The sequence below is a fragment of the Mesorhizobium sp. M2A.F.Ca.ET.043.02.1.1 genome, assembly GCF_003952405.1.
Lineage (GTDB): Bacteria > Pseudomonadota > Alphaproteobacteria > Rhizobiales > Rhizobiaceae > Mesorhizobium.
Window position 1 is genome coordinate 6,352,615 of the sequence record NZ_CP034445.1, and the last position, 12,395, is coordinate 6,365,009.

The window sequence follows — 12,395 nt, forward strand, 5'->3', positions numbered from 1 at the left end:
GTGCGACCGTTATCATCCTGTTAGGGTTAATGGGCGGTAAAGGAGTGCGATCGGGCAGCGTGCTGATCGGTAAAAAGCCCAATTGTTCTATTGCTTTCGCCGGATGTTCTTTGAGGATTGTCTAATAAGTGTTCGTTTCGATCTTAACGGGTGAGTTACCATAGTTGTTTACGGTCCATCCTCGACTCAAAGTTCGGAGCAGGATGCATGTCCGTTCAGTCCGCGGCCGCAGATGTCGATGTCGACCTGAGACAGCTGTTCGCCAGCCTAGCGAGGAACTGGCTGCGCATTGTTCTTGTCACGCTTGTGGTCACCGGGCTCGCCTTTGCTTTGGCCTGGCTCGCGACGCCTTATTACAAGGCGACAGCCAAGCTGGAGATCGGCTCGCGCGAATCGGAATACACCCGGCCGCCGGGCACCAACGATGACGACAAGCCGATTCTCGACGAACAGGGCGTGGCGACTCAGGTCCAGATCATTTCCTCGCCCGATATCCTCAAGCAGGTCGCGACCAAGCTCAATCTGGACAAGCTACCGGAGTTCGATGAAACACTGAAGATGTCGGCGCTCGGGCGCATCCTCGTTCTCGTCGGCTTGAAAAGTGATCCCTTCGATATCCCGCCGGAAGAGCGCGTGCTGAATGCCATGCACGACAAGCTCAATGTCTACGCTGTCGAAAAGACACGCGCGATCGCGATCGAGTTCGCGTCGAAAGATCCCCAGCTTGCCGCCGATGTCGCCAACGGCATTGCCATTGCCTATATCGCCTCGAAGAGTGACGCCAAGCTCGAATCGAACGCCGCCGCCACCGACTTCCTGGCGCCGGAAATCGCCGACCTGCAAAATCGGGTGAGAGACGCCGAGGCCAAGGTCGCGGCCTTCCGCGCCCAGTCAGACCTTCTTATGGGCGGCAACAATGCGGTGCTGCCGACTCAGCAGCTCGCCGAGCTGTCCAGCGAGTTGTCGCGCGTGCGCGCCAGCCGCGCCGCCGCCGAGGCGAGTGCCGAGAGCGTGCGCCGGGCGCTGCAGAATGGCGGTTCGCTGGACAGCGTGCCGGAAGTGCTGTCCTCCGAGCTGATTCAGCGCCTGCGCGAGCGGCAGGTCGAACTCCGGGCCAACATTGCCGACCTTTCCACGACCCTGCTGGACAATCATCCGCGCATCCGGGCGCTGAAGTCGCAGCTTGCCGACCTCGACGGCCAGATTCGCAACGAGGCGCAAAAGATCATTCGCGGCCTGTCGGCGCAGGTTCAAACGGCCAAGGCCCGCGAGGATCAGCTGGTCGCGGACGTGAACACGCTGAAAGCCGCCTCGGCACGCGCCGGCGAACAGCAGGTGCAGTTGGATGCCTTGCAGCGCGACGCGAACGTTCAGCGCCAACAGCTTGAATCCTATATGGCAAGTTACAATGCGGCGGCCTCGCGCAAGGACCGCAAATACTCCCCCGTCGCGGCGAGCCTGATCGCGCAGGCGCAGGTGCCGTCGCAGCCTTATTTCCCGAAGATCGGACCGATTACCGGGGCCGCCGCCGCCGCTTCTCTGCTGCTGATGGCGATCGGCACACTGCTTGGCGAGTTGTTCTCCGGCCGCGCCATGCGTCCTGCCCCCGGTGCTCGGTTTGAGAGCATAGAGCAGGTGGCGATGCCTGTCGCGCGCACGGAACCGGCGATCGATGACCAGCGTCGTGCTTTCGCTCCTTACGAGGAAGCGGCGCCCGGGCATTCGATCGCCGAAGCGGAACTCCCGAGGCGGGCCGAGAGCGAGCCGGTGGAGGTTCATGCCCCCGCTGCCGGACCCGCTGACTCCGTTGACGGGCCTTCTCAACCCGGCAAATCGGCGCTCGAGCCGCGCCAATCCCGGCTCGGCGAGATCGATGTCGACAAGGCGGCGGAGAAGCTGATCGCTTCGGGCGCGGCGCGCGCGATCTTCGTGTCGCCCGAAGGCGATGAGGCGGCCGCGTCCGCCGTGCTGGTGGCGCGCGAAGTATCGGATGCCGGCCTGCGTGTGCTGCTGCTCGATCTCACCGCGTCGGGCGCGGCATCGCGGCCGATGCTGGACTCGAGCCTCTTCCCCGGCATCACCAATCTTCTAGCCTCCGAGGCGCAGTTCAGCGACGTCATCCATCCCGATCTCTATTCGGATGCGCATGTCATTCCGGTCGGCACCGCCGACCCGGTCCGCGCCATGCGCGCCGCCGACCGGCTGCCCATCATCATGCAGTCGCTGACCACGGCCTACGATCTCGTCGTTGTCGAATGCGGCCCGGCCGATGCGCAAGGCATCAGCCGCCTGGTCGGCGATGGCACCGAAGTCTTCCTGTCGATGCTGGAAGCCGACGACCAGGTGACCCAGGCTGCGGTGAAGCTGATCGAGAACGGCTATCCCGACGTCACGCTGGTCACGCCGGTCGGTCATGAGCCGGGAGATCCATTGCCCGGGCGCCGGTCGGCTGCATAAGGCCGGAGGCCGACAAGGCTGTCCCGCGTTGCCGCTTCATTTCTCGGCGGCTCCCGCACTTTACATTGGCGGCAAGGCTCCTAGTTTCGATGTTTCGCGCTGCGCATTCTGATGCGTGGATGATCGAGAGCGGGACCGAGATTCCTAGGCGTGCCCCCAAAACTCCCAAAGGATGGCTGCTATGACACAGGCCAAGAACGGCGACACCGTACGCATCAACTACACTGGGCGTCTGGTGGACGGCACCCAATTCGATTCTTCCGGCAATGAACCGCTGCAGTTTACACTCGGTGAAGGACAGGTAATTCCTGGTCTCGAAACCCATGTCGAGGGCATGGAGGTCGGCACGAAAAGCACCGTCACAGTTCCCGCTGACGCCGCTTATGGTCCCCATCGCCCCGAGGCGGTCGTAACCATCGACCGCGCCGCCGTCCCGGCAAACATCAACATCGATGTTGGCACCCGATTGCAGGCTCGCACCCGCGAGGGACGCCCCATGCGAGTGACGGTCATCGGCGTCGACGATGCCAGCGTCAAGCTCGACGGCAATCATCCGTTGGCCGGAAAGGACCTGGTATTCGACGTTGAACTGGTCGAGATCGTTCAGGCGGCGTAGCTAGCGACTCTCACCTGGCCTAGCTGTCGTCCTCGGCTGCGGCAGGCGCTGCCTGTCCGGCAGCCTTGCGGCGCAGCATCTTGGTCAGCCTCCAGATCGTCGGATTGTTCTTGATGAAGGCCTTCGCCCGCGCGCCTTGCCGCAGCCCCGTCGCCAGCGCGCGGCCCTTCAGCGTCAGCGGCGCGAGCACCTCGAAATGCTGAACCTCGATATCGCACCAGAGCCGCTTGTAAGGCTCGTCGCCGACGGAGAAGTCGTAGACATCGAAACCCTGCTCGCAGGCTTCCTGGACGTTGTCGAAGAACAGGAAGTCGCCGGGGCTGGTGAAGGCGAGATCATCCTCGGCAATGGCGCCGAACTCGCAGATCAGCCGCTTGCCGGACCGGCTGGAGCCGGTCACCGCGCGCAGCTTTCCCGTCACCTCCAGGCCGTGCAGCAGGAAAGGGGGCTTTTCCTCAGCCAGCGCATCGGTAAACAGCGCCCGGAAGAAGTCGCGCACTTGCTTGTCGCCGAAGACATTGGCGATGCCCATCTTGGCGAAACGCGCTTCCTTCATCTCGAGGAAGGCGTCGAGCAGCCTGTCCACCTCCTCGCGGCTGCCGGCCTCGATGCGGCGGAAGGTTCCGACTGCCTCAAACTTACGCGTCTGCGAGCGGTGCTTCTTGCGCTTGCGCTTGCCGCTCGCGCGCGACAGCAGCGCGTCGAACCCGCCGTCGAGATCGACAGCGAGCGCAAGGTTCGGACTGGGGAAGCCGGGCAGCGTTGCGAGCGGGTTGGCGACGCCATCGAGGTTGGGCAGCAGCCTTTCCAGCGAGATCAGGTCGATGTCCGGGCGCACCCTCGCGATCGCCTTAAACATCGAGCGGATCGCCGGGCCGTCGATGGTGGATAGGAAACGTGGATCGGCGGCGGCGAAATTGCCGTTGGCGTGACGCCCGCCCGCGAAACGGGCAATTTTGAACGGGCCGCGTCGCACGACTTCCAGCGCTAGCGAAAGCGCCGGGCGGCCGTCGCAGACAAGCGTCGCGACAACCATGTCGGTGCCTGTCGCGGCTGCCCAGTTGTTCACCCAGGATGCGCTTTGCGCCGGCGCAAACACCGCCGAGGCGCAGAATTCGATGTAATCGGCAAGGCCGGCGCCGTCGCTTGCGGCAACGGTCCATCGACCCTGATCGGCTCGCATGGAGCGTGCGGAAATCTCGTTGGCCGCGACCCGGTTGCCGTCAAATGACGCGGCGGCGTCAACCATCCCTCAATCCTTAAGAAGTATTCGTTCCGACTTGGGGGTTCGCATAGGCGAATGTCGTGCTTGGATGAGCCTAGGCGCAAAAGGTGAAGGAATGATCGACGGGGGCGAGGCAATCCGGAAACTGGCGTTGAACCTTGCCCGCTACTCCGGTCTGGCGCCCCTGGCGCGGCCGTTTGTCGGCGGCATCGGCGCCATCCTGATGCTGCACCGCGTCACCGCGACGCCGGAGAAGCCGAACAGCGTCAACCGCCATCTGAACATCGCTCCCGCCTTCCTCGACAGGCTCATCGCCGACATGAAGGGAAGGGGTTATGCCTTTGTTTCGCTCGATGAAGCGATCGAGCGCATCAAGATGGGTGGGAAAGGCGGTCAGTTCGCCACCATCACCGCCGACGACGCCTATCGCGACAACATGACCGAGGCGCTTCCGGTGTTGGAAAAGCACGGCGCGCCAATCACCATCTACGTCGCCCCCGGCCTGATCGACGGCGCCGTCGATCTCTGGTGGGACGTCATCGAGGATATCGTCGACACCAGCTCGCGCCTGACGCTGACGATGGCGGGCAAGCAGAGGGTGATCGATTGCTCGACACGGGGCAGGAAGATCCTGGCCGTCGCGCGGCTGAACGCCTGGCTGACCGTGAAAGTGCCCGAGGAGGAGCAGGGTGCGGCATTGCGCGAGCTTGCCCGATCGAACGGCTATGAATTCGGCACAGGCCGCCCATGCCCCTTGATGAATTGGGATGAGCTCCGAGCCATGGCCGCCCACCCGCTGGTGACCATTGGCGCGCACACGGTCAATCATCGAAACTTGAAGCGGCTGTCCGAAACCGATGCGCGCCATGAGATCGGCGACGTCCGCCGCATCCTAGCGGAAAGGCTCGGCGAGGAGCCGCGTCATTTCGCTTACCCTTACGGCTATGCCAGCGCTGTCGGCTGCCGCGAAGTGGGCTTCGCCCGCGACGCGGGCTACGTCTCGGCGGTGACCACGCGGCACGGCGTGCTAAGGGCCGAGCATGCCGGCTTCCTGCACGCGCTGCCGCGCATCTCCGTCAACGGCCGCTACCAGAGCGTGGCGCATATCCAAACGATGCTGTCCGGCATCACGACGCCGCTCGCCAATGCCGGCAAGATGGTGGTGACCATCTAGACTAGCCGGCGCCGCCGGCGTCAGCGAGGATCAGCCCTTGGGCCGCGGCTCGATGATCAGCCATTTGATGATGGCCATGGCCGGCAGAACCCAGAGAAACCCGCTGAGCAGGAAGAACAGGAGATGCGCCGTGGGCCCGTATTCGGCGAGCCTGGTGACCGCGACCGCGGAGGCGATCAGCGCATAGATGATGACCAGCGCCACAAGCAGGATGGTTCCGATCAGCTTTTTCAGGCGAATGGGCATGTCGCGGTCTCGTTGACCCGTCTCGCTTAGGCTGAATGGCGTGCGCGCGCAACCACCGCGGCCCGGCGCGACGGCGTGCCGCGCTGTCCAGCCTTGCCACGGCGCGAGCCTTGGTCCACCACTCCAGCGTTTCAATTGCCGGAAAACGTCCATGGCTGCCATCACCGCCACGGCCCCCTATGCCGCACGCGACCGAGACCTGCGTAACCGCGCTTTGGTGCGCGGCTGGCTCTACGTCGTGGTGCTCGTGCTGTTCGCGCTGGTGCTGGTCGGTGGTTCCACGCGTCTCACCGGCTCGGGACTGTCGATCACCGAGTGGCAGCCGATCCATGGCGTCATCCCGCCGCTCAACGACGCCGAATGGCAGGAAGAGTTCCAGCGCTACCAGCAGATCCCGCAATATACCGAGATCAACAAGGGCATGAGCCTTCAAGACTTCAAGTCGATCTTCTGGTGGGAGTGGGCGCACCGCATCCTGGCGCGCAGCGTCGGCGTGGTCTTTGCCCTGCCGCTGCTGTTCTTCTGGGCGACGCGACGCATCGAACGAGGCCTTGGATTAAAGCTCATCGGCATCCTGGCGCTCGGCGGGCTGCAAGGCGCCATCGGCTGGTGGATGGTGGCTTCCGGCCTTGTCGACCGCGTTTCGGTCAGCCAGTACCGGCTGGCTACGCACCTGACGCTTGCCGCGCTGATCTTCACCGCCACCATGGCGGTCGCGCGAGGTCTCGCGCCGCATTCGGAGCCTGCCGCCGACCGCTCGACGCAGCGACTCGCCGGCTTCATCGTGTTCCTGACACTGATCCAGATCTATCTCGGCGGATTGGTCGCCGGCCTTCACGCCGGTCTTTCCTACAACACCTGGCCGCTGATGGACGGAAATTTGATCCCGTCCGATCTGCTTCTCCTGAAGCCTGCCTGGGTGAATTTCTTTGAAAATCCGAAGACGGTGCAGTTCGTCCACCGGCTGGGCGCCTATATGGTCTTTCTCGTGGCGCTCTGGCATATGATCGCCACGTGGCGGCGCCAGCCCGGCACCACCCATACCCGTCGCGCCACGCTTCTCTTCGCGCTGGTGGTCGTCCAGGCCTCGATCGGTATCGGCACACTGCTGATGCAGGTGCCGCTGCACATGGCATTGGCGCATCAGGCGATCGCGCTGGTCCTGCTCGGCTTTGCCACCGCGCATTGGCGCGGCACCAAGGGCGCCTATCCGCTGCCGACCGAGATAAACGTCAGAAGCTGACGGCCGGCGATCAAAATTGTAGCCGAACCCTCCGAACAGCCTCGGCGATGGTCAATTCCCGGTTCTCGTCAACCGCGTTCTTGTCCTCGCGATGCCACGCGGCCGACAGGCAGCCATAGGCGATCGCATGGTCGAGGATGGCGTGCGGCGACTGCCCGAGCGTTTTGCCGAACATGTCGGCCATATGCGCGATCCGGCGCGGATCGAGGCAGAGATCATCGCGGTCGAGCGGATTGTAGAACATGTTGGCCGCATCGAAGCCGGGGTCGCCGATGACCCCCTTGGGGTCGATCGCAAGCCAGCCGCGCGGGCCGAAGAGGATGTTGTCGTGATGCAGGTCGCCATGCAGCGGCCTGATCTCGTACGGATCGGCAAGCAACCGCTCGGCGATGTCTGCGGCGTGGACATAGAGGCTGGCTCGTCCGGCAGCCCGGTCGGCCCTGGCCACCCGAAATAGCGCGACATACCGCTCCCGCAACGGCTGTAGGTGGGGCGGAGGCGTGTGCTTGGACGGCGACAGCAATCTTGCCATCACATCGGTCGCGATCGCGGTGGCCGCGTCGTCGCCATGCTCGGCGAGATGCTGCGAGAGCAGCCTGTCGCCGGCATATTCGAGCAGCATGCCATTGCCGTCACGGCCGAGCAGCCGCACCGCGCCTTCGCCGCGCCGCCAAGCAGGTAATGCTCGCCGCGCAGCTCGTCCGCGACGTCGTCGAAGGGTTTCAGGTCCTTGACGACGGCAACCGAGCCGTCGTCCTGTGCGACCTTCCAGATCCGGCTGGAAAACGTCTCGGCAATGAGTTCGGAGCGCTGACTTTCCAGCGCTCGGGAAACGCCTGCACTGCCGCTCAATGCTTGATGCCGAGCATCAGATCGAGATTCTGCACCGCGGCGCCCGAAGCGCCCTTGCCGAGATTGTCGTAGACGGCCATCAGCAGCGCCTGCGCCCGCTCGTCATTGGCGAACACATAGACCTTCATCCGGTTGGTGCCGTTATAGATCTCCGGATCGATCTCCGGGATCCGCTCCATATGAGTGTAGGGCGCGACCTCGACCACGCCGCCGTCGATCGACGCATAATGGTCGGCGATCGCCGCGTGGAGTTCGGCGCCGGTCGGCACGCGGTCGAGACCGCCGAGCTGCAGCGGCACCATCGTGATCATGCCCTGCGCGAAATTGCCCACCGCCGGCTGCATTATCGGGTCGTGCGACAGCTTCGCATAGGTGCGCAGTTCCGGCACATGCTTGTGCTGCAGCGTCAGCCCGTAGGGCAGGAACTCGGGCGCGTCCTCGCCCTTGCCGATATAGTCCTCGATCATCGGCCGGCCGCCGCCGGAATAACCGGAGATGCCGTTGACGGTGACCGGGAAATCGGCCGGCAACAGGCCGGCGGAGACCAGCGGCCGCAGCGTCGCGATCGGCCCTTGCGGCCAGCAGCCCGGATTGGCGATACGCTTTGCGCTGGCGATCTTCTTCGCCTGGTCCTTGTCCATTTCGGCAAAGCCGTATTCCCAGCCATCGGCCACGCGATGCGCCGTCGAGGCGTCGATCACCTTGGTCGTGTCGTTGGTGATCAGCGACACGCTTTCCTTCGCCGCCGCATCCGGCAGGCAAAGGATCGCGACATCGGCCGCGTTGAGGAATTCGGCGCGGGCGGCGGTCTCCTTGCGGCGCTCGGTCGGGATGGAGATGATCTCCAGGTCGCCGCGGTCGGCGAGCAGCGCCCTGATCTGCAGGCCCGTCGTTCCGTGTTCGCCGTCAATGAAAATTTTCGGTTTCATTGCTTACCAAATTCCCTGCGATTCCAATATCATATGCCGTGAGCATGATTTAGCGCGGCATGATTGCCGTTGTTCAACTCTTCCGCCCGTGCCTTTCGTTCCGCCAACAGGCCGAGATAGTGCATGGCGATGATCGATCCGGCGATCGCCGTTATATCGGCATGATCATAGGCCGGCGCAACCTCGACTATGTCGGCGCCGACGACATCGACCTGGCCGAGTTGGCGCAGCGTCGACAGCATCTTGGCCGATGACGGGCCACCTGCCACCGGCGTCCCAGTGCCGGGCGCGAAGGCCGGATCGAGGCAATCGATGTCGAAAGTGAGATAGGTCTTCTTGCCGCCGGTGCGGTCGACGATCGCATAGGCGATATCGGAGGCGCGCATTTCCTCGACCTCATGACCGTAGAGGATTTTTATGCCGAACGTATCCGGCGCATGGGTGCGGATGCCGACCTGGATCGAGCGGTCGGGGTCGATGATGCCTTCATTCACCGCGCGGGCGACGAAGGAGCCGTGGTCAATGCGCTTGCCGTCATCCGGCCAGGTGTCCTGATGCGCGTCGAACTGCACCATCGCCAGCGGCCCGTGGATCGCGGCATGCGCCTTGAGCAGCGGCCAGGTGACGAAATGGTCGCCGCCGAGCGTCAAAAGGAACGCGCCTGATTTCAGGATCTTGGCCGCCTCGCGCTCGATCGTGCCCGGCGTTTTCTGGTGATTGCCGCTGTCCAGCAGGCAATCGCCGTAGTCGACCACCGAAAGATGCTCGAAGAGATCGCGCGAGAACGGGTATTGCGGATCGTTGTCGAGGATCGCCGAGGCGCGGCGGATCGCTTGCGGCCCAAAGCGGGCGCCCGGCCGGTTGGTGACAGCGGCATCGAAAGGAATGCCCCATACGACGGCGTCCGCGCCCTTCACGTCCTTCGTATATTTGCGCCGCATGAACGACAGCGCGCCGGCATAGGTCGGCTCGAACGACGCGCCCGTCTTGGAGCGGGCGGTGAACGCGTGGTCGATCTCTAGGTTCGCCATTACGGGTCCTCGGTTTGCATCGGGGCAGCCACAACTACAGAACCGGCACGCAACATGCCAGTCACAGCTTGCGGAAACGGCGCGGCGCTCGGCGAGTGCCACGGCAACACAGGATCTGTATCATTATGGCTGAGACGGCTCTGCTCAACCTTGCGCCCGCACCAGCGGCGACCCGTGTCGGCACGGCGGCCGGCGAGCGCTTTCTGGTGCTGGATTCCTGGCGCGGCATCTGCGCGCTGCTGGTGGCGCTGTTCCACTTCCCGACGACCTCGATGATTTCGCAAGGCGCGTTTGTCGGCGGCTCCTATCTGTTCGTCGATTTCTTCTTCGTGCTCTCCGGCTTCGTCATCGCCAGCGCCTATGGCAGCCGCCTGAACGAGCCGGACGATCTTGCCCGTTTCGCGCTCGTGCGCTTCGGCCGCATCTATCCGCTGCATCTTATGATGCTTGCCGCTTTCGCTGGCTTCGAGGCGCTGCGGCTCGTCCTGCCGGCGCTGCACGGAACGGGTCCGGCGCCCTTCACCGCCGGTTTCGACCTGAAAAGCTTGATCGCCAACCTCTTCCTTTTGCAAGGCATGGGCGTCGAGGATCATCTGAGCTGGAACGCGCCGAGCTGGAGCATTTCGGCCGAGTTCTTCACCTATCTGCTGTTTGCCGCCGTCTTCTTCACTGCTGGACAGCGCGCCTGGATATGGTTCGTCGCCGCCGCGGTGACGGCGCCGCTTTTCCTGGTGGCGGTCTCGACGCGTCATATGGACGTGTCCTTCGACTTCGGCTTCATCCGTTGCCTTTACGGCTTCTCGCTCGGCGCGCTGCTCGCCTGGTTTCAACACGATTCCATTGCAGAGGCGCGACAGGCGCTTAGCGGCGGGGCAGGGCGCATCGCCTGGACGATTGCGGAGCTGGTGATGATCGCGGGGATCGCGCTGTTCGTCTCCATCGCCGGCACCAACGACATCGGCATCGCGGCGCCCGTCGTCTTCGCGCTGGCGCTTTACCTTTTTGCGCATGAGGGTGGGTGGGTCAGCGTGGCTTTGCGCAGCCGGCCGATGCTGCTGCTCGGTTCGCTCTCCTATTCGATCTATATGGTCCACATCTTCGTCCAGGCGCGCATGATCAATGCCGGCGGCCTTCTCGAGCGCAAGCTCGGGCTCGGCATCGTTGGCGACCTGATGCTGCGAGGTGAGCATGCGACCGGCTTCGGCGCCGGCTCGCCCTTGATCGGTTTTGCGGCTTTGATCGCGATGTTGATCGCCGTCGTCGTCGCGTCGTGGTTCACCTGGCGCTTCGTCGAAATGCCGGCGCTCGCCTGGTTCCGGCGCCTTTCCAAGCGTATTTGACGGACTTCGATACGAAACAGCTAGCCGGCTTCGTTCACCGCCCTGTCATGGGCATCGCCTAACCGGGTCGCGACCGGAACGGAGCGATTCCCCGATGCGAACACTCTGGCTGAGGCTTTTTCTGTCCGCCGCGCTTGGTGCAATTCCTAACCAAAGTCTAGCCGGCGAGACGCGCGCCACCCAAATCCTCGATCGCTTCGAGCACGCCAACCAATGGCGCGATCATGTGATGATCGCCGCGCACCGCGCCGGCAGCATGCAGGCCGGCAAGACGCTTTATGCCGAGAACTCGTTGGCCGCGGTCGAAGGGTCGATCGCGATCGGCGCCGAGATCGTCGAGGTCGATGTCCGGCGCGCGAAGGACGGCGAGTTCGTCATCATGCATGACAGCTGGCTCGACCGCACCACCACCTGCAAGGGGGAGGTCGTGAACTACACGCTGGCCGAGCTGAAGAACTGCCGGCTGGTCATCGAGGGCACGGGCGCCGTCACCAACGAGACGGTGTCGACGCTGCGCGAGATGCTGCTGACGACCAGGGACAGGATCCTGATCAACCTCGACAACAAGCTGGAGGTGACCGACCTGCCGGGCATGGTCGCGGAGGCGCGCGACCTCGGCATGGCCGACCAGGTGATCGTCAAGGAGAACCTCTGGAACCGGCAGCGCATCGATGCCGCCAGTGCCGCGCTTACAAGCGCAGGCGGCGGCTTCCAGTTCATGCCGATCCTCGCCGACGACGCCGTGCATGATGCCGCCTTCGCCGATGAGGTCGACAAGGTGTTCGCGCCGCGCGCCATCGAGTTGATCAACTGGCGCAACGGCGCCGAGACGCTGACCGCCTCTGGCGGGCCGCTGTTCAGCAACCATATGCGGGCGGAAGCGGCCGGCGGCGATTGGCACCTTTGGGCCGACACCTACGCCATCGTGCACAAGCCGGGCGGCTTCCTTGCCGGCGGCCGTGGCGACGAACTCGCCGTCGCCGCCGGCCTGCCACGCGAGGCCTGGGGTTTCTGGGTCGACCGCGGCGCAACGATCATCCAGACCGACGAGCCGAAAGCGGCGATCGAGTGGCTGGCGGCGAATGGCTATCGGGTGCCTTATACGACGGACATCAGGCAGGCCGAGCCGGCGCATACGGCGAGCATTAATTAGCTGGCGTCGGCGCTTCACCCCGCCCGGCGCTTCGCGCCGACCTCCCCATCGAGGGGAGGTAGAACGTCGTGCCAAACTGCCGTCGCTGCATGCCTGCGGTGCGGTAATCCTGAATGCTAAACTGGCGTT

At 64.0% G+C, this 12,395-nt stretch carries 10 protein-coding genes and 1 pseudogene; 6 read left to right on the forward strand and 5 right to left on the reverse strand.

From position 1 onward, the window contains the following. Positions 1–207: 207 nt before the first annotated feature. A complete protein-coding gene (locus tag EJ068_RS30625; RefSeq protein ID WP_127250779.1) occupies positions 208–2,457 on the forward strand; it encodes an exopolysaccharide transport family protein in 2,250 nt (749 codons plus the stop codon). Between the two features lie 181 nt (positions 2,458–2,638). Then, positions 2,639–3,073, forward strand: a complete 435-nt coding sequence (locus tag EJ068_RS30630) for a peptidylprolyl isomerase (protein WP_127250778.1) — start codon at positions 2,639–2,641, stop codon at positions 3,071–3,073. Positions 3,074–3,092: 19 nt separating this feature from the next. Here the strand turns inward: EJ068_RS30630 and EJ068_RS30635 are convergent, their stop codons facing one another. Continuing rightward, positions 3,093–4,322, reverse strand: coding sequence for a GNAT family N-acetyltransferase (locus tag EJ068_RS30635; protein WP_128315614.1), 1,230 nt, complete (start codon positions 4,320–4,322; stop codon positions 3,093–3,095). A 91-nt stretch (positions 4,323–4,413) separates the two neighbouring features. Between EJ068_RS30635 and EJ068_RS30640 the strand changes: the two genes are divergently transcribed. Next, positions 4,414–5,472: a polysaccharide deacetylase family protein gene (locus EJ068_RS30640; RefSeq protein ID WP_127250776.1), complete on the forward strand. Its 1,059-nt coding sequence runs from the start codon at positions 4,414–4,416 to the stop codon at positions 5,470–5,472. 30 nt (positions 5,473–5,502) lie between these two features. Here the strand turns inward: EJ068_RS30640 and EJ068_RS30645 are convergent, their stop codons facing one another. After that, entirely contained in the window at positions 5,503–5,718 is a 216-nt protein-coding gene (locus EJ068_RS30645) for a DUF2842 domain-containing protein (RefSeq protein ID WP_042643947.1), read from the reverse strand. A gap of 151 nt (positions 5,719–5,869) precedes the next feature. Between EJ068_RS30645 and EJ068_RS30650 the strand changes: the two genes are divergently transcribed. After that, positions 5,870–6,961: a COX15/CtaA family protein gene (locus tag EJ068_RS30650; protein WP_127250775.1), complete on the forward strand. Its 1,092-nt coding sequence runs from the start codon at positions 5,870–5,872 to the stop codon at positions 6,959–6,961. A 10-nt stretch (positions 6,962–6,971) separates the two neighbouring features. Here the strand turns inward: EJ068_RS30650 and EJ068_RS30655 are convergent. From EJ068_RS30655 to speB, 3 genes and pseudogenes are all read right to left on the reverse strand, one after another. Then, positions 6,972–7,803: pseudogene (locus tag EJ068_RS30655) on the reverse strand (aminoglycoside phosphotransferase family protein). 6 nt (positions 7,804–7,809) lie between these two features. Further along, positions 7,810–8,742, reverse strand: a complete 933-nt coding sequence (argC, locus tag EJ068_RS30660; RefSeq protein WP_127250774.1) for an N-acetyl-gamma-glutamyl-phosphate reductase — start codon at positions 8,740–8,742, stop codon at positions 7,810–7,812. A gap of 29 nt (positions 8,743–8,771) precedes the next feature. Further along, complete coding sequence (speB, locus tag EJ068_RS30665) at positions 8,772–9,773, reverse strand: agmatinase (RefSeq protein ID WP_127250773.1); 1,002 nt, start codon at positions 9,771–9,773, stop codon at positions 8,772–8,774. A gap of 125 nt (positions 9,774–9,898) precedes the next feature. Between speB and EJ068_RS30670 the strand changes: the two genes are divergently transcribed. Then, the gene (locus tag EJ068_RS30670) at positions 9,899–11,113 is read left to right on the forward strand and encodes an acyltransferase (protein ID WP_127250772.1); all 1,215 of its coding nucleotides are present in this window, start codon (positions 9,899–9,901) and stop codon (positions 11,111–11,113) included. 94 nt (positions 11,114–11,207) lie between these two features. Continuing rightward, entirely contained in the window at positions 11,208–12,266 is a 1,059-nt protein-coding gene (locus tag EJ068_RS30675; RefSeq protein ID WP_128314819.1) for a glycerophosphodiester phosphodiesterase family protein, read from the forward strand. The last annotated feature ends 129 nt before the right edge of the window (positions 12,267–12,395 follow it).

Coding starts and splice junctions, on each gene's coding strand:
- EJ068_RS30645 (WP_042643947.1), bottom strand. CDS start 5,718: ATGCCCATTCGCCTGAAAAAGCTGATCGGAACCATCCTGCTTGTGGCG.
- argC (WP_127250774.1), bottom strand. CDS start 8,742: ATGAAACCGAAAATTTTCATTGACGGCGAACACGGAACGACGGGCCTG.
- speB (WP_127250773.1), bottom strand. CDS start 9,773: ATGGCGAACCTAGAGATCGACCACGCGTTCACCGCCCGCTCCAAGACG.
- EJ068_RS30635 (WP_128315614.1), bottom strand. CDS start 4,322: ATGGTTGACGCCGCCGCGTCATTTGACGGCAACCGGGTCGCGGCCAAC.
- EJ068_RS30670 (WP_127250772.1), top strand. CDS start 9,899: ATGGCTGAGACGGCTCTGCTCAACCTTGCGCCCGCACCAGCGGCGACC.
- EJ068_RS30675 (WP_128314819.1), top strand. CDS start 11,208: ATGCGAACACTCTGGCTGAGGCTTTTTCTGTCCGCCGCGCTTGGTGCA.
- EJ068_RS30640 (WP_127250776.1), top strand. CDS start 4,414: ATGATCGACGGGGGCGAGGCAATCCGGAAACTGGCGTTGAACCTTGCC.
- EJ068_RS30650 (WP_127250775.1), top strand. CDS start 5,870: ATGGCTGCCATCACCGCCACGGCCCCCTATGCCGCACGCGACCGAGAC.
- EJ068_RS30630 (WP_127250778.1), top strand. CDS start 2,639: ATGACACAGGCCAAGAACGGCGACACCGTACGCATCAACTACACTGGG.
- EJ068_RS30625 (WP_127250779.1), top strand. CDS start 208: ATGTCCGTTCAGTCCGCGGCCGCAGATGTCGATGTCGACCTGAGACAG.